Origin of the sequence: Streptomyces sp. V3I8, from assembly GCF_030817535.1 — a bacterium.
Taxonomy (GTDB): Bacteria; Actinomycetota; Actinomycetes; order Streptomycetales; family Streptomycetaceae; genus Streptomyces.
Genome location: NZ_JAUSZL010000002.1, coordinates 7,249,321 through 7,273,312, shown reverse-complemented (window position 1 = coordinate 7,273,312; position 23,992 = coordinate 7,249,321). Strand labels below are relative to the sequence as shown.

General features: G+C 71.2%; 24 protein-coding genes. 1 reads left to right on the top strand and 23 read right to left on the bottom strand.

The annotated features are described in order from the left end of the window. Positions 1 to 48: 48 nt before the first annotated feature. The 12 genes from coaBC to pyrR all read right to left on the bottom strand — a co-directional run bounded on the left by coaBC (position 49) and on the right by pyrR (position 13,027). Positions 49 to 1,278 carry a bifunctional phosphopantothenoylcysteine decarboxylase/phosphopantothenate--cysteine ligase CoaBC gene (coaBC, locus tag QFZ75_RS32215; protein WP_307542532.1) on the bottom strand — a complete coding sequence of 410 codons (1,230 nt, stop codon included), beginning with the start codon at positions 1,276 to 1,278 and terminating at the stop codon, positions 49 to 51. 101 nt (positions 1,279 to 1,379) lie between these two features. After that, on the bottom strand, positions 1,380 to 1,652 hold the full coding sequence (rpoZ, locus tag QFZ75_RS32210) for a DNA-directed RNA polymerase subunit omega (RefSeq protein WP_003970369.1): 273 nt from the start codon (positions 1,650 to 1,652) through the stop codon (positions 1,380 to 1,382). A gap of 49 nt (positions 1,653 to 1,701) precedes the next feature. Then, positions 1,702 to 2,295 (bottom strand): guanylate kinase, encoded by a 594-nt coding sequence (gene gmk, locus QFZ75_RS32205; protein ID WP_307542530.1) that lies wholly within the window; start codon positions 2,293 to 2,295, stop codon positions 1,702 to 1,704. 38 nt (positions 2,296 to 2,333) lie between these two features. Next, complete coding sequence (locus tag QFZ75_RS32200; RefSeq protein ID WP_005319887.1) at positions 2,334 to 2,657, bottom strand: integration host factor; 324 nt, start codon at positions 2,655 to 2,657, stop codon at positions 2,334 to 2,336. A gap of 267 nt (positions 2,658 to 2,924) precedes the next feature. Continuing rightward, positions 2,925 to 3,776, bottom strand: coding sequence for an orotidine-5'-phosphate decarboxylase (gene pyrF / locus QFZ75_RS32195; protein WP_307542528.1), 852 nt, complete (start codon positions 3,774 to 3,776; stop codon positions 2,925 to 2,927). After that, a complete protein-coding gene (locus tag QFZ75_RS32190; protein ID WP_307542526.1) occupies positions 3,773 to 4,882 on the bottom strand; it encodes a quinone-dependent dihydroorotate dehydrogenase in 1,110 nt (369 codons plus the stop codon). Before QFZ75_RS32190 ends, pyrF begins: the two co-directional genes overlap by 4 nt. An 83-nt stretch (positions 4,883 to 4,965) precedes the next feature. After that, positions 4,966 to 8,274 (bottom strand): carbamoyl-phosphate synthase large subunit, encoded by a 3,309-nt coding sequence (gene carB / locus QFZ75_RS32185; protein ID WP_307542524.1) that lies wholly within the window; start codon positions 8,272 to 8,274, stop codon positions 4,966 to 4,968. Then, on the bottom strand, positions 8,267 to 9,439 hold the full coding sequence (carA, locus tag QFZ75_RS32180) for a glutamine-hydrolyzing carbamoyl-phosphate synthase small subunit (protein WP_307542522.1): 1,173 nt from the start codon (positions 9,437 to 9,439) through the stop codon (positions 8,267 to 8,269). Before carA ends, carB begins: the two co-directional genes overlap by 8 nt. Further along, a complete protein-coding gene (locus QFZ75_RS32175) occupies positions 9,436 to 10,050 on the bottom strand; it encodes a hypothetical protein (protein ID WP_307542521.1) in 615 nt (204 codons plus the stop codon). The genes carA and QFZ75_RS32175 overlap by 4 nt, the downstream gene beginning before the upstream one ends. Beyond that, positions 10,047 to 11,333, bottom strand: coding sequence for a dihydroorotase (locus QFZ75_RS32170; protein WP_307542520.1), 1,287 nt, complete (start codon positions 11,331 to 11,333; stop codon positions 10,047 to 10,049). Before QFZ75_RS32170 ends, QFZ75_RS32175 begins: the two co-directional genes overlap by 4 nt. Before the next feature lie 4 nt (positions 11,334 to 11,337). Continuing rightward, positions 11,338 to 12,315 carry an aspartate carbamoyltransferase catalytic subunit gene (locus tag QFZ75_RS32165; RefSeq protein ID WP_307542518.1) on the bottom strand — a complete coding sequence of 326 codons (978 nt, stop codon included), beginning with the start codon at positions 12,313 to 12,315 and terminating at the stop codon, positions 11,338 to 11,340. A 121-nt stretch (positions 12,316 to 12,436) separates the two neighbouring features. Then, complete coding sequence (gene pyrR / locus QFZ75_RS32160) at positions 12,437 to 13,027, bottom strand: bifunctional pyr operon transcriptional regulator/uracil phosphoribosyltransferase PyrR (RefSeq protein ID WP_307542516.1); 591 nt, start codon at positions 13,025 to 13,027, stop codon at positions 12,437 to 12,439. A gap of 243 nt (positions 13,028 to 13,270) precedes the next feature. Between pyrR and bldD the strand changes: the two genes are divergently transcribed. Next, on the top strand, positions 13,271 to 13,771 hold the full coding sequence (gene bldD, locus QFZ75_RS32155; protein ID WP_017945577.1) for a transcriptional regulator BldD: 501 nt from the start codon (positions 13,271 to 13,273) through the stop codon (positions 13,769 to 13,771). A gap of 230 nt (positions 13,772 to 14,001) precedes the next feature. Here bldD and nusB read toward each other — a convergent pair whose 3' ends face one another. From nusB to ruvX, 11 genes are all read right to left on the bottom strand, one after another. After that, positions 14,002 to 14,436, bottom strand: a complete 435-nt coding sequence (nusB, locus tag QFZ75_RS32150) for a transcription antitermination factor NusB (protein WP_307542512.1) — start codon at positions 14,434 to 14,436, stop codon at positions 14,002 to 14,004. A 2-nt stretch (positions 14,437 to 14,438) separates the two neighbouring features. Continuing rightward, positions 14,439 to 15,005, bottom strand: coding sequence for an elongation factor P (efp, locus tag QFZ75_RS32145; protein ID WP_055513022.1), 567 nt, complete (start codon positions 15,003 to 15,005; stop codon positions 14,439 to 14,441). 88 nt (positions 15,006 to 15,093) lie between these two features. Further along, positions 15,094 to 16,212: an aminopeptidase P family protein gene (locus QFZ75_RS32140; protein ID WP_307542510.1), complete on the bottom strand. Its 1,119-nt coding sequence runs from the start codon at positions 16,210 to 16,212 to the stop codon at positions 15,094 to 15,096. Positions 16,213 to 16,366: 154 nt separating this feature from the next. Further along, positions 16,367 to 17,293: a Pro-rich N-terminal domain-containing protein gene (locus QFZ75_RS32135; RefSeq protein WP_307542508.1), complete on the bottom strand. Its 927-nt coding sequence runs from the start codon at positions 17,291 to 17,293 to the stop codon at positions 16,367 to 16,369. A 166-nt stretch (positions 17,294 to 17,459) separates the two neighbouring features. Next, positions 17,460 to 18,551: a 3-dehydroquinate synthase gene (gene aroB, locus QFZ75_RS32130; RefSeq protein WP_307542506.1), complete on the bottom strand. Its 1,092-nt coding sequence runs from the start codon at positions 18,549 to 18,551 to the stop codon at positions 17,460 to 17,462. Continuing rightward, complete coding sequence (locus QFZ75_RS32125) at positions 18,548 to 19,030, bottom strand: shikimate kinase (protein WP_307544931.1); 483 nt, start codon at positions 19,028 to 19,030, stop codon at positions 18,548 to 18,550. Before QFZ75_RS32125 ends, aroB begins: the two co-directional genes overlap by 4 nt. Before the next feature lie 29 nt (positions 19,031 to 19,059). Continuing rightward, a complete protein-coding gene (gene aroC, locus QFZ75_RS32120; RefSeq protein ID WP_307542503.1) occupies positions 19,060 to 20,244 on the bottom strand; it encodes a chorismate synthase in 1,185 nt (394 codons plus the stop codon). Positions 20,245 to 20,428: 184 nt separating this feature from the next. Continuing rightward, positions 20,429 to 20,695, bottom strand: a complete 267-nt coding sequence (locus tag QFZ75_RS32115; RefSeq protein ID WP_307542502.1) for a hypothetical protein — start codon at positions 20,693 to 20,695, stop codon at positions 20,429 to 20,431. 69 nt (positions 20,696 to 20,764) lie between these two features. Then, the gene (locus tag QFZ75_RS32110) at positions 20,765 to 21,616 is read right to left on the bottom strand and encodes a shikimate dehydrogenase (protein ID WP_307542501.1); all 852 of its coding nucleotides are present in this window, start codon (positions 21,614 to 21,616) and stop codon (positions 20,765 to 20,767) included. Then, complete coding sequence (mltG, locus tag QFZ75_RS32105) at positions 21,594 to 23,399, bottom strand: endolytic transglycosylase MltG (protein WP_307542500.1); 1,806 nt, start codon at positions 23,397 to 23,399, stop codon at positions 21,594 to 21,596. The genes QFZ75_RS32110 and mltG overlap by 23 nt, the downstream gene beginning before the upstream one ends. Positions 23,400 to 23,521: 122 nt before the next feature. Then, on the bottom strand, positions 23,522 to 23,986 hold the full coding sequence (gene ruvX / locus QFZ75_RS32100) for a Holliday junction resolvase RuvX (RefSeq protein WP_307544929.1): 465 nt from the start codon (positions 23,984 to 23,986) through the stop codon (positions 23,522 to 23,524). Positions 23,987 to 23,992 lie beyond the last annotated feature (6 nt).

The window sequence follows — 23,992 nt, the reverse complement described above, 5'->3', positions numbered from 1 at the left end:
CGACGGACCTTCTCCGCCAGATCTCCACACCCCTGTGCACGGGTTTCATCAGTGTGACTCGAGCGAACCAGCAGCTCGGCTCAAGCGGTGCTCCACCAGGTCCCACACGATTTCGGCCAGCGCCTCCTTGGGACCGTGGGGCACCGGGGTCTCGCTGCCGTCGGCGCCCAGCACGACCGCCTCGTTCTCCTCGGAGCCGAAGGTCTTGCGCTCCCCGACCTCGTTGACGACGAGGAGGTCGCAGCCCTTGCGCCGGAGCTTGGTCCGGCCGTTGGCCAGCACGTCGTCCGTCTCGGCGGCGAAACCGACGACCACCTGTCCCTCCCGGGCGCGGTCCTTCGCGATCTCCGCGAGGATGTCGGGGTTGCGGACGAGAACGATCGGCTCCGGTTCCTGTCCGTCCTTCTTCTTGATCTTCCCCGTCGCGTACTGCGCAGGGCGGAAGTCGGCCACGGCCGCCGCCATCACCACGGCGTCGGCGTCGGGGGCCGCCTTGAGCACGGCCTCGCGCAGCTGCACGGCGGTGCCGACCCGGACGACGTCGACGCCCGCCGGATCCGGCATCGCGGTGTTCGCGGCGATCAGCGTGACCCGGGCGCCCCGGGCGGCCGCGGTGCGCGCGAGGGCGTACCCCTGCTTCCCGGAGGAGCGGTTGCCGAGGAAGCGGACCGGGTCGAGCGGCTCGCGCGTGCCGCCCGCGCTGACGACGACGTGCCGGCCGGCGAGGTCCGGCCCGGTCACGCCCCGTGCGAGCACCCGGCGGCAGGTCTCGAAGATCTCGGCGGGGTCGGGCAGCCGTCCCTTGCCGGTGTCCGCGCCGGTCAGCCGGCCCACGGCGGGCTCGATGACGACGGCGCCCCGGCGGCGCAGCGTCGCCACGTTCTCCCGGGTGGCCGGGTGCTCCCACATCTCGGTGTGCATGGCGGGCGCGAAGACGACCGGGCAGCGGGCGGTGAGCAGGGTGTTGGTGAGGAGGTCGTCGGCCAGCCCGTGGGCCGCCTTCGCCAGCAGGTCGGTGGTGGCGGGCGCGACGACGACGAGGTCGGCCCGCTGGCCGATCCGTACGTGCGGCACCTCGTGGACGTCCGTCCAGACCTCGGTCGAGACGGGGTGCCCGGAGAGGGCGGACCAGGTGGCGGCGCCGACGAAGTGCAGTGCGGACTGCGTCGGCACGACACGGACGTCGTGCCCGGACTCGGTCAGGCGGCGCAGCAGCTCGCACGCTTTGTAGGCGGCGATGCCACCGCTGACTCCCAGCACGACCTTCGGCTTGTCCACGTCTCTCCCCGGCCTCGGAACAGGTACGTCCCCATCACACACCACAGGCCCGGCAGATGTACTGCCGGGCCTGTGGACAAATGAACTGCAAGCAGAAAATACTACTGGGCCGGGCCCTCGATGGCCTCCGACGTCAGCAGGCCCGCGTTGATCTCCCGGAGGGCGATCGACAGCGGCTTCTCGTGGACGTGCGTGTCGACGAGGGGACCGACGTACTCGAGGAGACCCTCACCGAGCTGCGAGTAGTACGCATTGATCTGGCGGGCACGCTTGGCCGCGTAGATCACCAGGCTGTACTTCGAGTCGGTTGCCTCGAGGAGCTCGTCGATCGGAGGGTTGATGATGCCCTCGGGCGTGGTGATGGAAGAGGACACGCTCTGCCTTCCGAAAAGGGGATACTGACCTTGAAGGTGACCTGGAAGATCAGACAACTTCCATCAAGGCTAGCAGCTCGCGAGCCACGTCCTCGACGGAGGTGTTGACCAGGGTCGTGTCGAACTCCGGCTCGGCCGCCAGTTCGATCTTGGCGGCCTGCAGCCGGCGCTCGATGACCTCGGGCGGTTCGGTACCCCGCCCGGTGAGTCTGCGCACCAGCTCCTCCCAGGAGGGCGGAGCCAGGAACACCAGCAGGGCGTCGGACATCGACTCGCGGACCTGCCGGGCTCCCTGGAGGTCGATCTCCAGGAGGACCGGCTCGCCCGACTCCAGCCGCTCGATCACGGCGTCGCGGGGCGTCCCGTAGCGGTTGCCCGCGAACTCGGCCCATTCGAGCAGTTCGCCGTTGGCGATCAGCTTGTCCATCTCCTCGTCGCTGACGAAGAAGTAGTGGATGCCGTGCTTCTCACCGGGGCGCGGTCTGCGGGTCGTCGCCGACACCGAGAGCCAGACCTCGGGGTGCTCCTTGCGCATATGAGCGACGACCGTGCTCTTGCCGACCCCGGAGGGGCCGGAGAGCACGGTCAGCCGCGGACGTGCGTCCGGGGGTACGGGGGACGTCCCCCGGGGTGTTGCTGCCATGCGGCGATTATCCAGGTTCTCAGGGGTGCCTGAGAACGTCAGGCAGCACCGCCGCCGAACTCGCGCTCCAAAGAGGCGATCTGGTTGGAGCCGAGACCCCGCACCCGGCGGCTCTCGGAGATCCCGAGCCGCTCCATGATCTGCTTGGCGCGGACCTTGCCCACGCCCGGCAGGGACTCCAGGAGAGCGGAGACCTTCATCTTGCCGATGACGTCGTTCTCCTGACCCTGCTTGATGACCTCGTGGAGGGAGGCGCCGGAGTGCTTGAGTCGATTCTTGACCTCGGCCCGCTCCCGGCGAGCCGCGGCGGCCTTTTCGAGCGCGGCTGCGCGCTGTTCAGGGGTAAGGGGCGGAAGAGCCACGCCTACGTCACCTCGGATGTCGAACTGTCGGATACGGACCGGTACGGAGCCTGATCGCTCCGCACCTGGTGAGCGACGGACAACGGCGTTACCCGTCGGCTCTCGTCGGAGACTAGCGGGCAAGTCCGCCGGAGTCAGCGAGAACAGCGGAAAAGTCCTGGTCAGCCTCTGTCGAGTCCGACATTCCCGACAAAACTCCCCGGATTTGAGCATGTATTCAGACGCGCGGCGTCCGGAAGACGCACGCCGGGGGCGCGGCCCGGCCCGTCAGGCCTCCCCCACCGCCGCCCGGATCTGCGCCGCGTAGAGATCGGATGACGCGCGTAGTGCGCCGATGTCGGGTCCGTGCCGCAGGACGCCCCGGCTGACGTTCGGCACCACTTGGCGCACCGCCGCCCCGAAGACCCGCGGGAGGTCGGCCGGGGTCGCGCCCTGGGCGCCGATCCCCGGAGCGAGGAGCGGGCCGTTGATGTCGAGGTCGTAGGAGGCCAGATCGCCGAGTGTGGCGCCGACGACCGCCCCGAAGGAGCCCAGCGGGGTCTGTCCGGCGTTCTCCTCGGCGAGGTGCGCCAGCATGGTCGCGCCCACGTTCCGCGACGCGCCGCCCCCGGGGCGCACCGCGTGCTGCACCTCGGCGCCCTCCGGGTTGGAGGTCAGCGCCAGCACGAACAGCCCGGCGCCGCTCTCCCGGGCCAGCTCGACCGCCGGCTTCAGGGATCCGTAGCCGAGGTACGGCGAGACGGTGAGCGCGTCGCAGAAGAGCGGCGAGCCCTCCGCCAGGAAGGCGGCGGCGTACGCCGCCATCGTCGAGCCGATGTCACCGCGCTTGGCGTCCATGACGACCAGCGCCCCGGCCGCGCGCGCCTGCGCCACCGACTTCTCCAGCACGGCGACGCCGCGGGACCCGAAGCGCTCGAAGAACGCGCTCTGCGGCTTCAGTACGGCGACCCGGTCGGCCAGCGCCTCCACGACGGTGCGGCTGAAGCGCTCCAGGCCCGCCACGTCGTCGTTCAGGCCCCAGTCGGCCAGCAGCGAGGCGTGCGGGTCGATGCCGACACACAGGGGGCCCCGCTCGTCCATGGCGCGGCGCAGGCGGGCGCCGAAGGGTTCCGGGCTCATACCGTCGTCTTCCTCACGTCGGCGCCGACCGCGTCGGCGAGGGTGGCGTACGGGCTGGTGCGCAGGCGGGCGGCGAGACCCTTGTGGATGCCGCGCGCCCAGAAGGGGCCCTCGTAGACGAAGGCGCTGTAGCCCTGGACCAGCGTGGCGCCGGCCAGGATGCGCTGCCAGGCGTCCTCGGCGTTCTCGACGCCGCCCACGCCCACCAGGGTGATCCGGTCCCCCACGCGCGCGTACAGGCGCCTCAGCACCTCCAGGGAGCGTGCCTTGAGCGGTGCGCCGGACAGCCCGCCGGTCTCGGCGACGAGCGAGGCGTCCGAGCGCAGGCCCAGCTCCTGGCGCGCGACGGTGGTGTTCGTGGCGATGACGCCGTCCAGGCCGAGCTCGACGGCGAGGTCGGCGACGGCGTCGACGTCCTCGTCCGCGAGGTCCGGCGCGATCTTCACGAGCAGCGGTACACGGCGCGTGGTGACGGTCCGGTCGGCGGCCTCGCGGACGGCGGTCAGCAGCGGCCGCAGCGACTCGGTGGCCTGGAGGTTGCGCAGTCCGGGCGTGTTCGGCGAGCTGACGTTGACCACGAGGTAGTCGGCGTACGGGGCCAGCCGCTCGGTGGACTTCACGTAGTCGGCGGCGGCCTCGGCCTCCGGGACGGCCTTGGTCTTGCCGATGTTGACGCCCACGACCGTCCGGAAGACGGGCGTACGGGTCCTCAGGCGCTCCGCCACGGCCGCGGAACCCTCGTTGTTGAATCCCATGCGGTTGATCAGCGCGCGGTCCGGCAGAAGGCGGAACAGGCGCTTCACGGGGTTGCCCGGCTGCGCCTCCCCGGTGACCGTGCCGATCTCGACGTGGTCGAAGCCGAGCATCGACAGGCCGTCGACGGCGACCGCGTTCTTGTCGAAGCCGGCCGCGAGCCCGAACGGCCCGTGCATGCGCAGCCCGAACGCCTCGGTGCGCAGTTCCTCGTACCGGGGCGCGAGCACCGCGGCGGCGAAGGTCCGCAGGACGGGGACGCGCGCGGCGAGCCGGATCCAGCGGAAGGCGAGGTGGTGGGCCTGCTCGGGGTCCATACGCCGGAACGCGAGCCGGAAGAAGAGCTTGTACATGGTGGGTGTCCTCGTCGAGGAGCCTCGGCGGAAGAAGGCTCATGAAGAGGGGGACACCGTTTCCGGTGTCCCCCTCGGGGCTGCTAGCCGCGGGCCGCGGTCAGATGCTCGGCGTGTTCCTGCAGGGAGCGCACGCCCACGTCGCCGCCGTTGAGCGCGTCGATGCCCTGGACGGCCGCGGCGAGCGCCTGGACCGTCGTCAGGCAGGGCACGGAGCGGGCCACGGCCGCCGTACGGATGTCGTAGCCGTCGAGGCGGCCCCCGGTGCCGTACGGCGTGTTGACGATGAGGTCGACGCCGCCCTCGTGGATGAGCTGGACGATCGTCTTCTCGCCGTTCGGGCCCACGCCCTCGGACTGCTTGCGCACGACGGTGGCGTTGATGCCGTTGCGCCTGAGCACCTCGGCCGTGCCGGAGGTGGCGAACAGTTCGAAGCCGTGGGCGACGAGCTCGCGCGCCGGGAAGATCATCGAGCGCTTGTCGCGGTTGGCGACGGAGATGAAGGCGCGGCCCTTGGTCGGCAGCGGCCCGTAGGCGGCCGCCTGGGACTTGGCGTACGCCGTGCCGAACACCGAGTCGATGCCCATGACCTCGCCGGTGGAGCGCATCTCCGGGCCGAGGATGGTGTCCACGCCGCGGCCGTGGACGTCGCGGAAGCGCGACCACGGCATGACGGCCTCCTTGACGGAGATCGGCGCGTCCATCGGCAGCTCCCCGCCGTCGCCGACGGCCGGCAGCAGTCCCTCGGCGCGCAGCTCGGCGACGGTCGCGCCCAGCGAGATGCGGGCGGCGGCCTTGGCGAGCGGCACCGCGGTCGCCTTCGAGGTGAAGGGGACCGTGCGCGAGGCACGCGGGTTGGCCTCCAGGACGTACAGGATGTCGCCGGCCATCGCGAACTGGATGTTGATCAGTCCGCGCACGCCGACACCCTTGGCGATGGCCTCGGTGGAGGTGCGCAGGCGCTTGATGTCGAAGCCGCCGAGCGTGATCGGGGGCAGCGCGCACGCCGAGTCGCCGGAGTGGATACCGGCCTCCTCGATGTGCTCCATGACACCGCCGAGGTACAGCTCGTGGCCGTCGTACAGGGCGTCCACGTCGATCTCGATCGCGTCGTCCAGGAAGCGGTCGACCAGGACCGGCCGGGACGGGCTGATCTCGGTCGACTCGGCGATGTAGGAGGCGAGCCGCGTCTCGTCGTACACGATCTCCATGCCGCGTCCGCCCAGGACGTACGACGGGCGGACGAGGACGGGGTAGCCGATCTCGTCCGCGATGGCCTTGGCGCCGGCGAAGGTGGTGGCGGTGCCGTGCTTCGGCGCGGGCAGCCCGGCCTCGGCGAGCACCTGGCCGAAGGCGCCGCGGTCCTCGGCGGCGTGGATGGCCTCGGGCGGGGTGCCCACGACCGGCACGCCGTTGTCCTTGAGCGCCTGCGCCAGGCCCAGCGGGGTCTGGCCGCCGAGCTGGACGATGACGCCCGCGATCGGTCCGGCCAGCGTCTCGGCGTGGACGATCTCCAGCACGTCCTCGAGGGTGAGCGGCTCGAAGTACAGGCGGTCGGAGGTGTCGTAGTCCGTGGAGACGGTCTCGGGGTTGCAGTTGACCATCACGGTCTCGTAGCCCGCGTCGCTCAGCGCGAAGGAGGCGTGGACGCAGGAGTAGTCGAACTCGATGCCCTGGCCGATGCGGTTCGGGCCGGAGCCCAGGATGATCACCGCGGCCTTCTCGCGCGGCGCGACCTCGCTCTCCTCGTCGTAGGAGGAGTAGAAGTACGGCGTCTTCGCGGCGAACTCGGCGGCGCAGGTGTCGACCGTCTTGTAGACCGGCCGTACGCCCAGCGCGTGCCGCACCTCGCGTACGACGTCCTCGCGCAGCCCGCGGATCTCGCCGATCTGGACGTCGGAGAAGCCGTGGCGCTTGGCCTCGGCGAGCAGCTCCGGCTCCAGCTTGTCGGCGGCGGCCAGCTCGTCCGCGACCTCCTTGAGCAGGAAGAGCTGGTCCACGAACCACGGGTCGATCTTCGTCGCGTCGAAGATCTCCTCGGGCGTGGCGCCGGCGCGGATGGCCTGCATGACGGAGTTGATGCGCCCGTCGGTGGGCCGGACGGCCTCTGCCAGCAGAGCGGCCTTGTCGCCGGGGTCGCCGACGAACGTGAACTGGCTGCCCTTCTTCTCCAGGGACCGCAGCGCCTTCTGGAGCGCCTCGGTGAAGTTCCGGCCGATGGCCATGGCCTCGCCGACCGACTTCATGGTCGTGGTCAGCGTGGAGTCGGCGGACGGGAACTTCTCGAAGGCGAACCGCGGAGCCTTGACGACCACGTAGTCGAGGGTCGGCTCGAAGGAGGCCGGCGTCTTCTCGGTGATGTCGTTCGGGATCTCGTCGAGCGTGTAGCCGACGGCCAGCTTGGCGGCGATCTTGGCGATCGGGAAGCCGGTGGCCTTCGACGCGAGGGCCGAGGAGCGGGAGACGCGCGGGTTCATCTCGATGACGATGATGCGGCCGTCGGCCGGGTCCACAGCGAACTGGATGTTGCAGCCGCCGGTGTCGACGCCGACCTCGCGGATGATCGCGATGCCGATGTCCCGCAGCCGCTGGTACTCGCGGTCGGTCAGCGTCATCGCGGGCGCGACGGTGATCGAGTCGCCGGTGTGGACGCCCATCGGGTCGAAGTTCTCGATGGAGCAGACGACCACGACGTTGTCGTTCCTGTCGCGCATCAGCTCCAGCTCGTACTCCTTCCAGCCGAGGATGGACTCCTCCAGGAGCACCTCGGTGGTCGGGGAGAGCGTGAGGCCCTGGCCGGCGATGCGGCGCAGCTCCTCCTCGTCGTGGGCGAAGCCGGAGCCGGCGCCGCCCATGGTGAAGGAGGGGCGCACGACGACGGGGTAGCCGCCGAGCGTGTCGACGCCCTTGAGCACGTCGTCCATGGAGTGGCAGATCACGGACCGGGCGGACTCGCCGTGTCCGATCTTCTCGCGGACGGCCTCGACGACGCCCTTGAAGAGGTCGCGGTCCTCGCCCTTGTTGATCGCCTCGACGTTGGCGCCGATCAGCTCGACGCCGTACTTCTCCAGCACCCCCTGCTCGTGCATGGAGATCGCGGTGTTGAGGGCGGTCTGGCCGCCGAGCGTCGGCAGCAGGGCGTCGGGCCGCTCCTTGGCGATGATCTTCTCGACGAACTCCGGGGTGATCGGCTCGACGTACGTGGCGTCGGCGATCTCCGGGTCGGTCATGATCGTCGCCGGGTTGGAGTTGACCAGGATCACCCGCAGTCCCTCGGCCTTGAGGACGCGGCAGGCCTGGGTGCCTGAGTAGTCGAACTCGGCGGCCTGGCCGATGACGATCGGGCCGGAGCCGATGACCAGGACGGACTGGATATCGGAGCGCTTAGGCACGCTGGCCCTCCATCTGGGCTGTGTTCATCAAAGACGTGAAGCGGTCGAACAGGTAGGCGGCGTCGTGCGGGCCCGCCGCCGCTTCGGGGTGGTACTGGACGCTGAACGCGGGCCGGTCGAGCAGCCGCAGCCCCTCGACGACCTGGTCGTTCAGACAGACGTGGCTGACCTCGGCGCGCCCGTAGGGGGTCTCGGAGACCTGGTCGAGCGGGGCGTCGACGGCGAAGCCGTGGTTGTGCGCGGTGACCTCGACCTTGCCGGTCGTACGGTCCTGCACGGGCTGGTTGATGCCCCGGTGCCCGTACTTCAGTTTGTAGGTGCCGAAGCCGAGGGCGCGGCCGAGGATCTGGTTGCCGAAGCAGATGCCGAACAGGGGCGTCTTCCGCTCCAGCACGGCACGCATCAGGGCGACCGGGTGCTCGGCCTGCTCCGGGTCGCCGGGGCCGTTGGAGAAGAACACGCCGTCGGGGGCGACCGCGTAGATCTCCTCGACGGTCGCGGTGGCGGGCAGGACGTGCACCTCTATGCCGCGTTCGGCCATGCGGTGCGGGGTCATGCCCTTGATGCCGAGGTCCACGGCGGCGACGGTGAACTTCTTCTCACCGACGGCCGGGACGACGTACGCCTCCTCGGTGGCGACCTCCTCGTAGAGGCTGGCGCCCTTCATCTCGGGGGCCTCGCGCACCTGGTCCAGCAGGGTGGCGTCGTCGGGCAGGTCGCCGCCGGAGAAGATGCCGACGCGCATGGCGCCGCGCTCGCGCAGGTGGCGGGTGAGCGCCCGGGTGTCGACGCCGCTGATGCCGACGACGCCCTGCGCGGCGAGCTCCTCGTCCAGCGTGCGCCGCGAGCGCCAGCTGGAGGGCACGCGCGCGGGGTCGCGTACGACGTAGCCGGAGACCCAGATCTTCCTGGACTCCATGTCCTCGTCGTTGATGCCGGTGTTGCCGACGTGCGGGGCGGTCATCACGACGACCTGGCGGTGGTACGACGGATCGGTGAGGGTCTCCTGGTAGCCGGTCATGCCGGTGGAGAACACCGCTTCGCCGAAGGTCGCCCCCACGGCCCCGTAGGCACGGCCGCGGAAGGTCCGGCCGTCCTCCAGGACGAGTACGGCGGGCGCCGCCTTCTGCCTGCGCGAGGCGGTCCCCTGGTCGGAGGTGGTCATCGTGCGCCTTCCGTGTCGTTGCTCTTGTCGATCATGTGGTTCAGGGTGGCGACCCACTCGTTGTGCTCCGCCGCGCGGTCCGAGCGGAACCCGGAGTCGATCAGCCGGTCACCGTGCTTCCAGGTGACGACGAGCAGCCCGCCCTCGGAGAGGACCTTGCCCGCGATGCCCTTGTCGAGCCGGGCCTCGCGCAGCTGCCCGCGCGGGACGAAGAAGTCGGCCGCGCCGGGCCGTACGACGTCGAGGCCCGTGTCCGTCAGGGTCAGCTCGGCCTTGCTGCGGGCGCCCAGGCCGTGCGCCACGATGCGGTCCAGCCACTGACCCGCCGTGGTGGAGCCGTGGTAGCGGCCGGTCATCGACAGCACGACCGGTCTCGCCGCACCGGGCTCGTCCGGCATCACGGGGAGCGCCGGGAGGTCGCCCTGGAGGGTGCCGCGCCACTTCCAGCCCTCGCGCATCAGCCAGTAGACGAGCGCGACGAACAGGACGAGGCCGACGAGCCAGCCGACGCGGGCGGCCCAGTCGGTCACCTCGGCGGACTTCTGTTCCGCCGCGAGGCCCGTGGTGAGGTCCGTGGCGATCTGCGCTGCAAGGGGGGTGAGTGATGTCACGCGAGCTTCCCGTCGACGAGCGTGGCCCTGCCCCGCAGCCACGTGTGCGTGACACGGCCCGGCAGCTCACGACCCTCGTACGGAGTGTTGCGGCTGCGCGATGCGAAGCCCGCGGGGTCCACCTCACCACGGTATGCCGTGTCCACCAGCGTGAGGTTGGCGGGCTCACCTGCCGAGACGGGGCGTCCGTGACCCTGGGCCCGGCCGATCTCGGCGGGCTTGCGGGACATGCGGTCCGCGACGCCGGCCCAGTCGAGCAGCCCGGTCTCGACCATCGTCTGCTGGACGACGGAGAGCGCGGTCTCCAGGCCCACCATGCCCATGGCGGCGGCGGCCCACTCGCAGTCCTTGTCCTCGTGCGGGTGCGGGGCGTGGTCGGTGGCGACGATGTCGATGGTGCCGTCGGCGAGCGCCTCGCGCAGGGCCAGCACGTCGCGCTCGGTGCGCAGCGGCGGGTTGACCTTGTAGACGGGGTTGTACGAGCGCACCAGTTCCTCGGTGAGGAGCAGGTGGTGCGGGGTGACCTCGGCGGTCACGTCGATGCCGCGGGACTTGGCCCAGCGGACGATCTCGACGGAGCCGGCGGTCGAGAGGTGGCAGATGTGGACGCGGGAGCCGACGTGCTCGGCGAGCAGCACGTCCCGGGCGATGATCGACTCCTCGGCGACCGCGGGCCAGCCGCCCAGTCCCAGTTCCGCGGAGACGACGCCCTCGTTCATCTGGGCACCCTCGGTGAGGCGGGGCTCCTGCGCGTGCTGGGCGACGACGCCGCCGAAGGCCTTCACGTACTCCAGTGCCCGGCGCATGATCACGGCGTCGTCGACGCACTTGCCGTCGTCCGAGAAGACGGTGACGCCGGCGGCGGACTCGTGCATCGCGCCCAGTTCGGCGAGCTTCCTGCCCTCCAGGCCGACGGTGACGGCCCCGATGGGCTGCACGTCGCAGTAGCCGTGCTCCCGGCCGAGCCGGTAGACCTGCTCGACGACGCCGGCGGTGTCGGCGACCGGGAAGGTGTTGGCCATGGCGAACACGGCGGTGTAGCCGCCGCTCGCTGCGGCGCGGGTGCCGGTCAGGACCGTCTCGGAGTCCTCGCGGCCGGGCTCGCGCAGATGGGTGTGCAGGTCGACGAGCCCCGGCAGGAGCACCCGGCCGTCGGCCTCGACGACCTCGGCGCCCTCGGCCGGCAGCCCGCCGCCGATCTCGGCGATCGTCTCGCCGTCGATCAGGACGTCCTGCGGCTCGCCGCCGAGCACCTTCGCACCACGGATAAGGATCTTGCTCATGTTCTTACTTCTCCTCGGTACGCGAGTGGGTGACGGCGGGCTCGTTGCCACCGAGCAGCAGGTACAGGACGGCCATCCGGATGGAGACGCCGTTGGTGACCTGCTCGACGACGGTGCAGCGGTCGGAGTCGGCGACCTCGGCGGTGATCTCCATGCCGCGGACCATCGGGCCGGGGTGCATCACGATGGCGTGCTCGGGCATCCGCGCCATGCGGTCGCCGTCGAGCCCGTAGCGCCGCGAGTACTCGCGCTCGGTGGGGAAGAACGCCGCGTTCATCCGCTCGCGCTGGACGCGCAGCAGCATCACCGCGTCGGACTTGGAGAGCGTGCTGTCGAGGTCGTACGAGACCTCGCAGGGCCAGGTCTCGACGCCGACCGGCACCAGGGTCGGCGGGGCCACGAGCGTGACCTCGGCGCCGAGGGTGTGCAGCAGGTCGACGTTCGAGCGGGCCACGCGGCTGTGCAGGATGTCGCCGACGAGCGTGATCCGCTTGCCCGCCAGGTCCTGGCCGAGCCCCGCGTCCCGGCCGACGAGCCGGCGCCGCATGGTGAAGGCGTCGAGGAGCGCCTGGGTGGGGTGCTGGTGGGTGCCGTCCCCGGCGTTGATGACGGCGGCGTCGATCCAGCCGGAGGTCGCGAGCCGGTAGGGGGCTCCGGAGGCGCCGTGCCGGATGACGACGGCGTCGACGCCCATGGCCTCCAGGGTCTGGGCGGTGTCCTTCAGGGACTCTCCCTTGGAGACGCTGGAGCCCTTGGCGGTGAAGTTGATGACGTCCGCGGACAGGCGCTTCTCGGCGGCCTCGAAGGAGATCCGGGTACGCGTGGAGTCCTCGAAGAAGAGGTTGACGACGGTACGGCCGCGCAGGGTCGGCAGTTTCTTGATCGGCCGGTCGGCGACCCGGGCCATCTCCTCGGCGGTGTCGAGGATCAGGACGGCGTCGTCGCGGGTGAGGTCGGCGGCCGAGATGAGATGACGCTGCATCTTTCAGGCTCCGTAAGGCAGTTCAGGTCGGGAAGCGGGCACCGGGTGTGTCCTTGGGACACACCCGGGCGGGCCGGGGCGCGCGGGGGCACCGGCGTACGGCGGGCCGTACGCCGGAGAGCTACTGCGGCCCGCCCGGGGAGGTCTGCTTCACACCGAGCAGCACGGTGTCGCGACCGTCCTCCTCGGCGAGCTGGACCTTGACCGTCTCCCGCAACGACGTGGGGAGGTTCTTGCCGACGTAGTCGGCGCGGATCGGGAGTTCGCGGTGACCGCGGTCGACGAGGACCGCGAGCTGCACGGCGCGCGGGCGGCCGATGTCGTTCAGCGCGTCGAGGGCGGCGCGGATGGTGCGGCCGGAGAAGAGCACGTCGTCGACGAGGACGACCAGGCGGCCGTCGATGCCGTCACCGGGGATGTCGGTGCGGGCCAGCGCGCGCGGCGGGTGCATGCGCAGGTCGTCGCGGTACATGGTGATGTCGAGGGAGCCGACCGGGATCCCGCGGCCGGTGATCTCCTGGAGCTTGGCGGCGAGCCGCTGGGCCAGGTACACGCCCCGCGTCGGGATGCCCAGGAGCACCACGTCCTCGGCGCCCTTGGCGCGCTCCACGATCTCGTGGGCGATGCGGGTCAGGACCCGCGCGATGTCGGGCGCCTCGAGAACGGGCCGCGCATCGGACTCGTACCGCTGCTTCTGCTGTTCGGTGTCCATAGGAAACGGACCTCCTTCTCCGCCTCACGGGACGGATCATTAAAGGACGTCGGAATTGCGCCATCAACGGTACCAGCCCGACAACGCCCCTGATCACCACCCCCGTCCCGGCCGTTCACCGCTCACACGGAAGGGCCGGTCCGGACCATCCGGCTTGACGGGGCAGAGTCACGCTGCGTAACCTCACAGTGAGTCACCAGCCGCGCGGCCGAGCCGCACGTCGACACAGTGCCGGGGAGCCATATGTCCAGCGAATACGCCAAACAGCTCGGGGCCAAGCTCCGTGCCATCCGTACCCAGCAGGGCCTTTCACTCCACGGCGTCGAGGAGAAGTCCCAGGGCCGCTGGAAGGCGGTCGTGGTCGGTTCGTACGAGCGCGGCGACCGCGCCGTGACCGTGCAGCGCCTCGCGGAGCTCGCGGACTTCTACGGCGTTCCCGTGCAGGAGCTGCTGCCCGGCACCACGCCCGGTGGAGCCGCCGAGCCGCCGCCGAAGCTGGTCCTCGACCTGGAGCGGCTGGCCCACGTGCCGGCCGAGAAGGCCGGCCCCCTGCAGCGTTACGCGGCGACGATCCAGTCCCAGCGCGGCGACTACAACGGCAAGGTGCTGTCGATCCGCCAGGACGACCTGCGCACCCTCGCCGTCATCTACGACCAGTCGCCCTCGGTCCTCACCGAGCAGCTGATCAGCTGGGGCGTCCTGGACGCGGACGCGCGCCGCGCGGTGGCCCACGAAGAGGGCTGACCCGCACCAGCACCGAGAAGAAACGTGCCGCCGGGGTGGCCGGAACCAGACGGTTCCGGCCACCCCGGCGGCTTTCTGCGGGGCTGGGGGAGCTCCAGCCGTATCGGGAGACGCCGGAGGGCCCCCAGCGTGATGCTGGGGGCCCTCCGGCGTTCTCAGGGGCGCGGGGAACTGCGCGCTCAGCCCTCACGGACCCGCACAGGACATCGCCCCGTGCGGAGCACCGGGGCTCAGGCCTCGTCCCGGCGCAGCGACGACTTGAGCTCCTTGAACCGGCCGAGCAGCCCGTTCACGAAGGCGGGCGACTCGTCCGTGGAGAACTCCTTGGCGAGCTGCACCGCCTCGTCGAGCACGACCGCGTCCGGAGTCTCGTCCAGCCAGATCAGCTCGTACGCGCCGAGGCGCAGGATGTTGCGGTCGACGACCGGCATCCTGTCGAGCGTCCAGCCGACGGCGTACTGCGAGATCAGGTCGTCGATGCGCTTCTCGTAGTTCGCGTAGCCCTCGACCAGCTGCATCGTGAACTCGCTCACCGGCGGCTGCCGGGTGTCCGTCCGGGAGTGCCGGATCCAGTCCGCGAGGACCGTCAGGACGTCGACGCCCCGCTGGTCCCCCTCGAAGAGGATCTGGAAGGCGCGCTTGCGGGCCGTATTGCGGGCAGCCACGGTTAGCTGTTCACCCGGCCGAGGTAGTCGCTCGTGCGGGTGTCGACCTTGATCTTCTCACCGGTGGTGATGAAGAGCGGGACGTTGATCTGGTGACCGGTCTCCAGGGTGGCGGGCTTGGTGCCACCGGTGGAGCGGTCGCCCTGGACGCCCGGCTCGGTCTCCTGGACGACGAGCTCGACGGCGGCCGGCAGCTCCACGAAGAGCACCTCGCCCTCGTGCTGCGCGACGGTGGCGGTGAAGCCCTCGATCAGAAAGTTGGCGGCGTCGCCGACGGCCTTGCGGTCGACCATGAGCTGGTCGTAGGTCTGCATGTCCATGAAGACGAAGTACTCGCCGTCCATGTACGAGAACTGCATGTCGCGCTTGTCGACAGTGGCCGTCTCGACCTTGACGCCGGCGTTGAACGTCTTGTCGACGACCTTGCCGGAAAGCACGTTCTTCAGCTTGGTGCGCACGAAGGCCGGGCCCTTGCCGGGCTTGACGTGCTGGAACTCGACTACGGACCAGAGCTGGCCGCCGTCGAGCTTGAGCACGAGGCCGTTCTTGAGGTCGTTCGTGGAAGCCACGGTTGCGGAATCTCCTGGACTGACGTGGACGACCCCGGTGGCACGCGCACGGCTCGAAGCGATCGAAGGACGTTCGAAGCTTGCGAAGCTAGAGCGCGAGCAGTTCCTTGGTCGTGATGGTGAGTAGCTCGGGTCCGCCGTCCGCCTCAGGGCGTACGACGAGCGTGTCATCGATCCGGACACCGCCCCGGCCCGGGAGGTGGACCCCCGGTTCGACGGTGACCGGCACGCAAGCGTCCAGTTTACCCATGGCCGCGGGGGCCAACTGCGGCTCCTCGTCGATTTCGAGCCCCACACCGTGCCCGGTCGACGCGGGGAGGCCCTCCGCGTACCCCGCGGAGGCCAGCACCTGGCGGGCCGCGTGGTCCACGTCACGGCAGGCCGCCCCGGGTACCAGGGCTTCGCGGCCGGCCCGCTGGGCGGCGAAGACGAGGTCGTACAGCTCGATCTGCCAGTCGGCGGGCGAGGTGCCGATGACGAAGGTCCGGCCGATCTCGCAGCGGTATCCGCGGTAGGTCGCCCCGAGGCGGACGGAGAGGAAGTCCCCCTCCTCGACCCGGCGGTCGGTGGGCCGGTGCAGACGGCGGCCGGAGTGCGGTCCCGTGCCGACGGAGGTCCTGAAGGCCGGGCCGTCGGCGCCGTGGTCGACGAGACGGCGTTCCAGTTCCAGGGCGAGGTGCCGTTCGGTGCGGCCGACCAGGATCGACTCCAGGAGTTCCCCCAGCGCCTGGTCGGCGATCTCCGCGCCGATGCGCAGGCAGGAGATCTCCTCCTCGTCCTTGGTCACGCGCAGCTGTTCGACGGCTCCGCCGACGTCCGCGAGGCACAGGCCGGGGGCCACGGAGCCGATCGCCCGGTACCTGCCGACCGTCAGGTGGTGTTCCTCCACGGCGAGGGACTCGGCGCCCTGGGCCGCGGCGAGGCCCGCGGCGGCGACCGCGGGGTCGCCGCCGGGGCCCGGCAGGGTGTGGACGCGCAGGGCCCCGTCCGGGCGGACCGCGCCGGGCGGGGGGCCGGCCGGGGCCTCCGGCGCCGCGCCGTGCACGAGGAGGTCCTCGGTCCTGCCCAGGAGGAGGACCGCGCCGGGTGCCGTCGCGCCGGTGAGATAGCGGACGTTGGCGGGGCGGGAGACCAGCGCGGTGGCGCTGCCGCTTGCGTTGCAGCGGTCCCGTAGGCGGGCTCGGCGGGTCTCGTACACCTCTGGCATGTTCCGAGAGTATGAGATTCGCCCGCTTTGTGCCGGTTCGGAGGGGCCGAGCGGGAAACGGGGAACGGCTGGAGGCCGAAATGCCGGGCGCAGACCGGTGGAGGCCGGCCGCGCAGTCCCCCGCGCCCCTTCGGGCACGGGCCTCAGGGGAGGGCTACCACTGGGGCGGGCTCGCCATGGAGCGGGCCAGGACGTCGTTCAGGACCTGGGCCGTCTGGGGGACGTCGAGCTGGGAGTTGTCGATGATCGGCAGGCCCGATCCGTACCAGCCGGCCATCCGGCCGTGGATGCGGGCGACCTCCTCGTCCGTGAGGCGGCGGTTTCCGGAGCGCTCCGCGTTGCGCTCCAGGACTATCTCCAGGCCCGGCAGCAGGACGACCGGCAGCAGACCGGGGCCGACGTGCCGCTTCCAGCCGCCGAGACCCACCACGGGGCGGTCGGGGAACACGGCGTCGTCGAGGATGCAGGAGATGTTGTTGGCCAGGAAGTTGCGGGCCGCGAACCCGCAGGTGCGGCGGGCGAGCCGGTACTGCGCCTCCGACATGTCGTTCCACCCCGACTGCGGGTCGGCGAAACCGGAGCGCACCCACTCGCGGACGTCGTCCAGGCTGATGTGCGCCGTGGGCACCCTTCGGTGGTCCGCCCAGTACTTGGCGACGCTGGTCTTGCCCGCGCCCGCGGGCCCGATGAGCAGCACGGCGAGCGTCGTGGACGTCGGATCGGGGGTACCGGTCGCGGGCGGCGCGCTCGGCATCGGGACGGGACCGCCCGGCGGCAGCTGGACGTGCCCCGTGGTGTCCGGTGCCGGCGGCATGGGAGCGTGGTGCGGGACCGCGTGGTGCGGCGCGGGCGGATGGCCCGGCTGGTGCGGTGCGGCGGGCCCGGACTGCGCCCCGGCTCCGGCTCCGGCGAAGACCGGCGGACCGGCGGGCGGGTTCACCGGCCCGGGTCCCGGGTGTGCGCCGGTGTGCGGGCCCGGGTGGTGCGGTCCCGGGTGTGGTGCGGCCCCCGACCAGCCGGCGGCCGGTCCGTGCCCCTGCTGATGGGGCGGCGGCAGCGGAGACCCCACTGCGTGCTGCATCCGGTGCCACTCCGTCTCGTACAGGCAATGGGCGCTGGCGGCGAGGCGTCCGCCCCGCTCCCCTACCGAACGGTACCGTCCCCGGCCGCCGTTTGGTGAACGGCCGGGTGCGGCCCGAAGTGCCCGTCCGTGCACGGCGGATCGGGCCGCACGCCGCCCGCGGGGGCTATTCGCCCACTTCGCCGTAGGCGGCGAGCAGCACCGCCGGGTCGGGGCCCTCCAGGACGGTCGGCTTGGCCAGTCCGTCGAGGACGATGAAGCGCAGGAGGTCGCCGCGGGACTTCTTGTCGACCTTCATGTTCTCCAGGAGCCTGGGCCACTGGTCGTAGCGGTAGTTCAGCGGCAGCCCGACGGACTCCAGGATCGTGCGGTGCCGGTCTGCGGTCACGTCGTCCAGCCGCCCGGCCAGACGGCCCAGCTCGGCGGCGAAGTGCAGGCCGACCGCGACCGCCGCGCCGTGCCGCCACTCGTAGCGCTCGTTCTTCTCGATGGCGTGGGCGAGGGTGTGCCCGTAGTTGAGGATCTCGCGCAGCCCGGACTCCTTCAGGTCGGACGAGACGACCTCGGCCTTGACCCTGATGGAGCGCTCGATGAGCTCGGCGGTGTGCGGCCCGGCGGGCGTACGGGCGCCCTGCGGGTCGGCCTCGATGAGTCCGAGGATCTCCGGGTCGGCGATGAACCCGGCCTTGATGATCTCGGCGAGCCCCGACACGAAGTCGTGCACCGGCAGCGAGTCGAGCGCCGCCAGGTCGCACAGCACGCCGGCCGGCGGGTGGAAGGCGCCGACGAGGTTCTTGCCCTCGGCGGTGTTGATGCCGGTCTTGCCGCCGACCGCCGCGTCCACCATGGCCAGCACGGTGGTGGGGACGGCGATCCAGCGCACCCCGCGCAGCCAGGTCGCCGCGACGAAGCCGGCCAGGTCGGTGGTGGATCCGCCGCCGACGCCGACGATCACGTCGGTGCGGGTGAAGCCGGACTGCCCGAGCGCCTTCCAGCAGTAGGCGGCGACCTCCGCCGTCTTGGCCTCCTCGGCGTTGGGCACCTGGATGGCGACGGCCTCGAAGCCCTGCTCCGCCAGGTCGGCGCGGAGCGCGTCACCGGTCTCGGCGAGGGCCTCCGGGTGGATCACCGCGACCCGCTTGGCCCGGTCCCCCACCAGCGCGCCCAGCTCGCCGAGGAGCTGCCGGCCGACCAGGACCTCGTACGGCTCGCTGCCCGCCGTGCCGCCGACGTGGATCCGCGTCACTGCCTCGCTCATGCTTCCTTCAACTCCAGTGCGTCGAGGACCGCTCGGGTGACCTCTTCGGGGGTACGGCCGTCGGTGGCGACCACGGCGCTCGCGACCTCCGCGTACAGGGGGCGGCGGGCGTCCATCAGTTCGCGCCACTGCCGGCGCGGGTTGACCGCGAGCAGCGGCCGGGCCGCGTTCAGGCCCGTGCGCTGGACCGCTTCCTCGACGTCCATCGAGAGGTACACCACGGGGTGCCCGGCGAGCAGGGCGCGGGTGTCCGCGTCGAGGACCGAGCCGCCGCCCAGTGCCAGGACGCCGTCGTGTTCCGCGAGCGCGCGGTGCACGGCCCTCTTCTCGAGGGCGCGGAAGACCGGTTCGCCCTCGTCGACGAAGATGTCCGCGACGGTGCGGCCCTGCTCGGTCACGATGTCCTCGTCGGTGTCCCGGTAGCGGCAGCCGAGCCGCTCCGCGAGCAGCGCGCCGACCGTGGACTTGCCGACCCCCATCGGGCCGACCAGCACGATCCTGGGACCGGTCACCGCACGACCAGGTTCTCGAGGTAGGACTCCACGTTGCGGCGGGTCTCCGGCACGCTGTCGCCGCCGAACTTCTCCGCCACCGCGTCCGCCAGGACCAGCGCGACCATCGCCTCGGCGACGATCCCCGCCGCCGGTACCGCGCACACGTCCGAGCGCTGATGGTGCGCCTTGGTGGCCTCGCCGGTCGCCACGTCGACGGTGGCCAGCGCCCGCGGCACGGTGGCGATGGGCTTCATCGCGGCCCGTACGCGCAGCAGTTCGCCGGTCGTGAGACCGCCCTCGGTGCCACCGGAGCGGCCCGAGGTGCGGCGGATGCCCTCGTCGGTGTTCACGATCTCGTCGTGCGCCCGGGAACCGGGCACCCGCGCGAGGTCGAAGCCGTCGCCGACCTCCACGCCCTTGATGGCCTGGATGCCCATCAGCGCCGCCGCCAGCCGGGCGTCGAGGCGGCGGTCCCAGTGCACGTGCGAGCCGAGGCCCACCGGCACGCCGTACGCCAGGACCTCGACGACGCCGCCGAGCGTGTCGCCGTCCTTGTGGGCCTGGTCGATCTCCGCGACCATCGCCTTCGAGGCGTCCGCGTCCAGGCAGCGCACCGGGTCCGCGTCCAGCTTCTCCACGTCGGCGGGGGTCGGCAGGACGCCGTAGGGGGCCTTCGCCGCCGCCAGCTCCACCACGTGCGAGACCACCTCGATGCCGGCGGTCTCCTTCAGGTACGAACGGGCCACCGCGCCCAGCGCCACCCGCGCCGCCGTCTCCCGCGCGGACGCCCGCTCCAGGATCGGCCGGGCCTCGTCGAACCCGTACTTCTGCATGCCGGCGAGGTCGGCGTGGCCGGGCCGCGGCCGGGTCAGCGGGGCGTTGCGGGCCAGTTCACCGAGGATCTGCGGGTCGACCGGGTCGGCCGCCATCACCTGTTCCCACTTGGGCCACTCGGTGTTGCCGACCATCACCGCGACCGGCGAGCCGAGGGTGAGGCCGTGCCGCACCCCGCCGAGGAAGGTGACCTCGTCGCGCTCGAACTTCATCCGCGCACCGCGTCCATAGCCCAGGCGGCGCCGGGCCAGGTGGTCCGCCACCATCTCCGTGGTGACGGGCACGCCGGCGGGAAGACCCTCCAGCGTCGCCACGAGTGCGGGGCCGTGGGACTCCCCCGCGGTCAGCCAGCGCAACCTGCTCAACGGTGCTCCTCATGCTCGCGCCCTGGTGCGGTGTCCTGCCTCTGTGCGTACAGGCTCCTGCGTACGCGCGTCCTCGCGTACGGCGGCGGCGCGGCCGGGTGCGCGGCCCTGGCCCGCCGCCTCCGATCCTCCCACGCCCGCGCCCCGCGCCCGGTCCCAGGTCCACCAGGCGGACGCGCTCCCGTCATGCCCTGGTGTCGTCCGGCCCGGGCTGCGGGGCGTACGCGCCCAGGTGGTCGGCGCCGCGGCCCTGTCCGTACCGCGCCGCGTGGACGGGCTGTCCCGGGCGCACCGCCCGGCGGTACGCGAGCCTGCGCCTGAGCTTGACGACCCAGCTCGCGAGGACCGCGAGCACCACGAGCCCGAGGGCGCCGATCTGCGCCCGGTCCGGCAGGAACCCGACGGTCACCTGGAAGATCTCCGACTTCCAGGACGCCTGTGTCACATACATGGTTTCAGTCCCCCGATGGATCCGACCCCGTCCCCTGCGGAATCGAAAGCCGGATCCTAGCGGTCCTCCCTACCGCGCCGCGAGGGACTTCTCCCCCGCCGTCCGCAGGGCGTCGAGCGGAACCGGAGCGCGCCCTGTCATCTGCTCGACCTGCAGGACCGCCTGGTGCACCAGCAGGTCCAGGCCACTGACGACAGCGCCTCCGCAGACGGACCAGCGGGCCGCCAGATCGGTCGGCCACGGGTCGTACAGGACGTCGAACAGGGTGGCGGGCCGTTCGGGGACGGACCGGGCCAGGGAGTCGGTGGTGCCCGCGGGGGTCGTCGCGATCACCAGGGGCGCGCGCAGCGCCTGCCCGGCGTCCGCCCAGTCCGCCGTGCGCACCTCGATGCCGAGCCGCTCGCCCCACCGCCGCATCTCGGCGGCGCGCGCCGCGCTGCGGACGTACGCGACGACCTCGCCCGTGCAGACGCGGGCGAGCGCGGCCAGCGCGGAGGAGGCGGTGGCGCCCGCGCCGAGGACCGCCGCGGACTCCACCTGCTCGATGCCGCGTTCGCGCAGCGCGGCGACGATCCCGGGGATGTCGGTGTTGTCGCCGACGCGGCGCCCGTCCTCGGTGAACACCACCGTGTTCACGGCCTCGACGGAGGCCGCGGTGTCACTGATCCCGTCGAGCAGCGGGATGACGGCGCGCTTGAGCGGCATCGTCAGCGAGAGCCCGGCCCATTCGGGACCGAGCCCCGCGAGGAATTCCGGCAGCGCCGCCTCGTCGATCTCGAAGCGGTCGTACGACCAGTCCCGCAGGCCCAGTTCCCCGTACGCGGCACGGTGCAGCACCGGAGAGAGGGAATGGCCGATCGGGGAACCGAGAACGGCGGCCCGGTACCGCCGGTCCCCGTCAGTCCTTGTTGCGCCGTTCATTGAATTTCTGAACCAGCTTCTCGTGGTCGGCCAACGTCTTGGTGAAGTCGGTCTTCTTGCCGTCGATGGAGATGAAGAACATCCACGCACCGCCGTCCGGGTTCACCGCCGCCTTCAGCGCGTCCTCACCGGGATTCCCGATCGGCCCGGGCGGCAGCCCCTTGTAGAAGTACGTGTTGTACGGGTCGTCGTAATTGCGGATCTCGGCGACCGAGATGTCGATCTTGCTCTGGCCCTTGAGATAGTTGTACGTCGAGTCGAACTCGAGTTTCTGGTTGGTGACGTCGTTCGTCGGCTTCAGGCGGTTGTAGACGACGGACGCCATCTTCCTGAAGTCGTCGTGCGTGATGCCCTCGGCCTGCACCAAGCTCGCCACCGTGACGACCTGCAGCGGGTCCTCCAGGCCGAGGTCCCCGGCCTTCGCCTCCAGGTCGTACTTGGCGTACTCCTCGTTGGCCTGCGACACCATCTGCTTCAGGACGGCCTCAGGCTTCATGTCCTTGTCGGCCGGGTAGGTCGCCGGGTAGAGGAATCCTTCCAGCGGGTCCTTGATGTCGGTGTCGTCGTTCGCCCAGTCCGGCAGTCCGAGGCTCTCGTACTTCTCCTTCGCGACCTTCGCGGTGCTGCCCTTGGGGAGGTCGAGCTTTTTGTCGATCGCCTCGTACACCGTAACGTTGCGCTGCCCCTCGCGGACGACCAGGTTGTTCTGGCTCTTGGGGTCGAGCATCAGCGCGACAGCGCTTTCTGCGGACATCTGCTTGTTCAGCAGATAGGAACCTGCTTGAATCTTGTCGCCGTCGGAATTCTTCGACTGGGCCGCCACGAAGGCGTCCACGCTCTTGACGACACCGGCCGCCTTGAGCCGCTGGCCGATGACCGACCCGAAGGCGCCCTTCGGAATCACGACGGTCACCTGCTTGCCCGTGCCGTCGCCGGAGTAATCGGGAGCCGAGCCGAAACGATTCTCGTAGAACTGGTAGCCGAAATACGCGACGCCACCGATGACCGAGGTGAAGACGAGCGAGACGACCAGGCAGGCGCAGCCGCTCTTGCGTTTCTTCTCGCCCTTGCCCTTGCCCCCCTTGCCGCGCCGGCGGCCCTGCGGGTCGTCGGAGTCGTCGTCCGGGTCGTCCGCGTCATCCGCGAAGAACGCGTGCTCACCCTGGTCCGGGCCCGGGTCCCAGTCGCCCTGCCGCGGTTCCGGCTCGGGTTCGGGTTCGGCGCGCCGTCGGCCGGGCGGCTCCGGTGGCGGATACGCGTCGGGGGTCCCGTAGTGGTCGGGCTGCTGACCGCCGTACGCGGCGGCCTGGTTGCCGTAGGGGTCGTTCGGGTCACCGGCGTACGGGATCTGCTGCTGCGGCTGGTACTGCTGCTGACCGGTGTCGTAGCCGCCGTTGTAGGGCTGCCCGTGCTGGTCGTACTGCTGGGCGTTCGGGTCGTACCGACCGCCGCCCTCGTTGCCGTACCCCTGCCCGCCCTGGCCGTTGTACTGCTGGGGAGGGTGACCGCCGTACTGCTGCTGCTCCTGGACGTACTGCTGCTGGCCCTGGTCGTACTGCTGCTGGCCCTGGTCGTAACCGGGCTGCGGCGCGTTGCCCCAGTCGCCGTACTGCGACTGCTGGGGCTGCTGCTGCGGCTGGGGCTGCTCCGGATGGTGCTGCGGCTGGCCGCCGTAGGAGGACTGGGCCGCGTGGGCCTCCTGTCCTGCCCATCCGTCGTCCCCGTACAACGGGTCCTCGGGATGCCACGGTTCGGAGCCCGGGCCCCGGCCATACTCAGTCATCGATCCCCTAGAGCCGCGAGGCGACGGTCGCGCGGTGGCTGGGCTCGGCTACCGGACGCCTCTCTCCTGTGCGGAGGCTATTCGAACACCACCGCATCGCGCGGAACGTTACCGTACCGCGATCAGATGACCACTTCGACGCCCTCGCCGGGGGATGTGCCTGACGCCCGTTCGGACTCCAGTGCCTGCTGGAGGATGATCACGGCCGCCACCTGGTCGATGACCGATCTGCCCTTCTTGGCCTTCACGCCCGAGGCGCGCAGTCCCTGACCGGCCGTCACCGTGGTCATCCTCTCGTCCACGAGCCGCACCGGGACGGGGGCGATCCCGCGCGCGAGGACCTGCGCGAAGGCGCGGACCTTCACCGCGGCCGGACCCTCGCCCCCCTTGAGGGAGCGCGGGAGACCGACGACGACCTCGATCGGCTCGTACTCCTCGACGAGCTGCCGCAGGCGCCGGTGGGCGGCCGGGACGTCACGCCCCGGAACGGTCTCCACCGGCGTGGCGAGGATCCCGTCGGGGTCGCACGAGGCGACCCCGATCCGGGCGTCCCCGACGTCGACGGCGAGCCGGCGGCCGCGGCGCATGACCCG

What these genes read in the sequence shown, in the direction of transcription:
- gmk (WP_307542530.1), bottom strand. Translation starts at nt 2,295, where the DNA reads ATGGCAGCAACACCCCGGGGGACGTCCCCCGTACCCCCGGACGCACGT.
- pyrF (WP_307542528.1), bottom strand. Translation starts at nt 3,776, where the DNA reads ATGAGCCCGGAACCCTTCGGCGCCCGCCTGCGCCGCGCCATGGACGAG.
- QFZ75_RS32190 (WP_307542526.1), bottom strand. Translation starts at nt 4,882, where the DNA reads ATGTACAAGCTCTTCTTCCGGCTCGCGTTCCGGCGTATGGACCCCGAG.
- carA (WP_307542522.1), bottom strand. Translation starts at nt 9,439, where the DNA reads ATGACCACCTCCGACCAGGGGACCGCCTCGCGCAGGCAGAAGGCGGCG.
- QFZ75_RS32170 (WP_307542520.1), bottom strand. Translation starts at nt 11,333, where the DNA reads ATGAGCAAGATCCTTATCCGTGGTGCGAAGGTGCTCGGCGGCGAGCCG.
- QFZ75_RS32165 (WP_307542518.1), bottom strand. Translation starts at nt 12,315, where the DNA reads ATGCAGCGTCATCTCATCTCGGCCGCCGACCTCACCCGCGACGACGCC.
- pyrR (WP_307542516.1), bottom strand. Translation starts at nt 13,027, where the DNA reads ATGGACACCGAACAGCAGAAGCAGCGGTACGAGTCCGATGCGCGGCCC.
- bldD (WP_017945577.1), top strand. Translation starts at nt 13,271, where the DNA reads ATGTCCAGCGAATACGCCAAACAGCTCGGGGCCAAGCTCCGTGCCATC.
- QFZ75_RS32140 (WP_307542510.1), bottom strand. Translation starts at nt 16,212, where the DNA reads ATGCCAGAGGTGTACGAGACCCGCCGAGCCCGCCTACGGGACCGCTGC.
- QFZ75_RS32135 (WP_307542508.1), bottom strand. Translation starts at nt 17,293, where the DNA reads ATGCAGCACGCAGTGGGGTCTCCGCTGCCGCCGCCCCATCAGCAGGGG.
- aroB (WP_307542506.1), bottom strand. Translation starts at nt 18,551, where the DNA reads ATGAGCGAGGCAGTGACGCGGATCCACGTCGGCGGCACGGCGGGCAGC.
- QFZ75_RS32125 (WP_307544931.1), bottom strand. Translation starts at nt 19,030, where the DNA reads ATGGGGGTCGGCAAGTCCACGGTCGGCGCGCTGCTCGCGGAGCGGCTC.
- QFZ75_RS32115 (WP_307542502.1), bottom strand. Translation starts at nt 20,695, where the DNA reads ATGTATGTGACACAGGCGTCCTGGAAGTCGGAGATCTTCCAGGTGACC.
- QFZ75_RS32110 (WP_307542501.1), bottom strand. Translation starts at nt 21,616, where the DNA reads ATGAACGGCGCAACAAGGACTGACGGGGACCGGCGGTACCGGGCCGCC.
- mltG (WP_307542500.1), bottom strand. Translation starts at nt 23,399, where the DNA reads ATGACTGAGTATGGCCGGGGCCCGGGCTCCGAACCGTGGCATCCCGAG.
- ruvX (WP_307544929.1), bottom strand. Translation starts at nt 23,986, where the DNA reads ATGCGCCGCGGCCGCCGGCTCGCCGTCGACGTCGGGGACGCCCGGATC.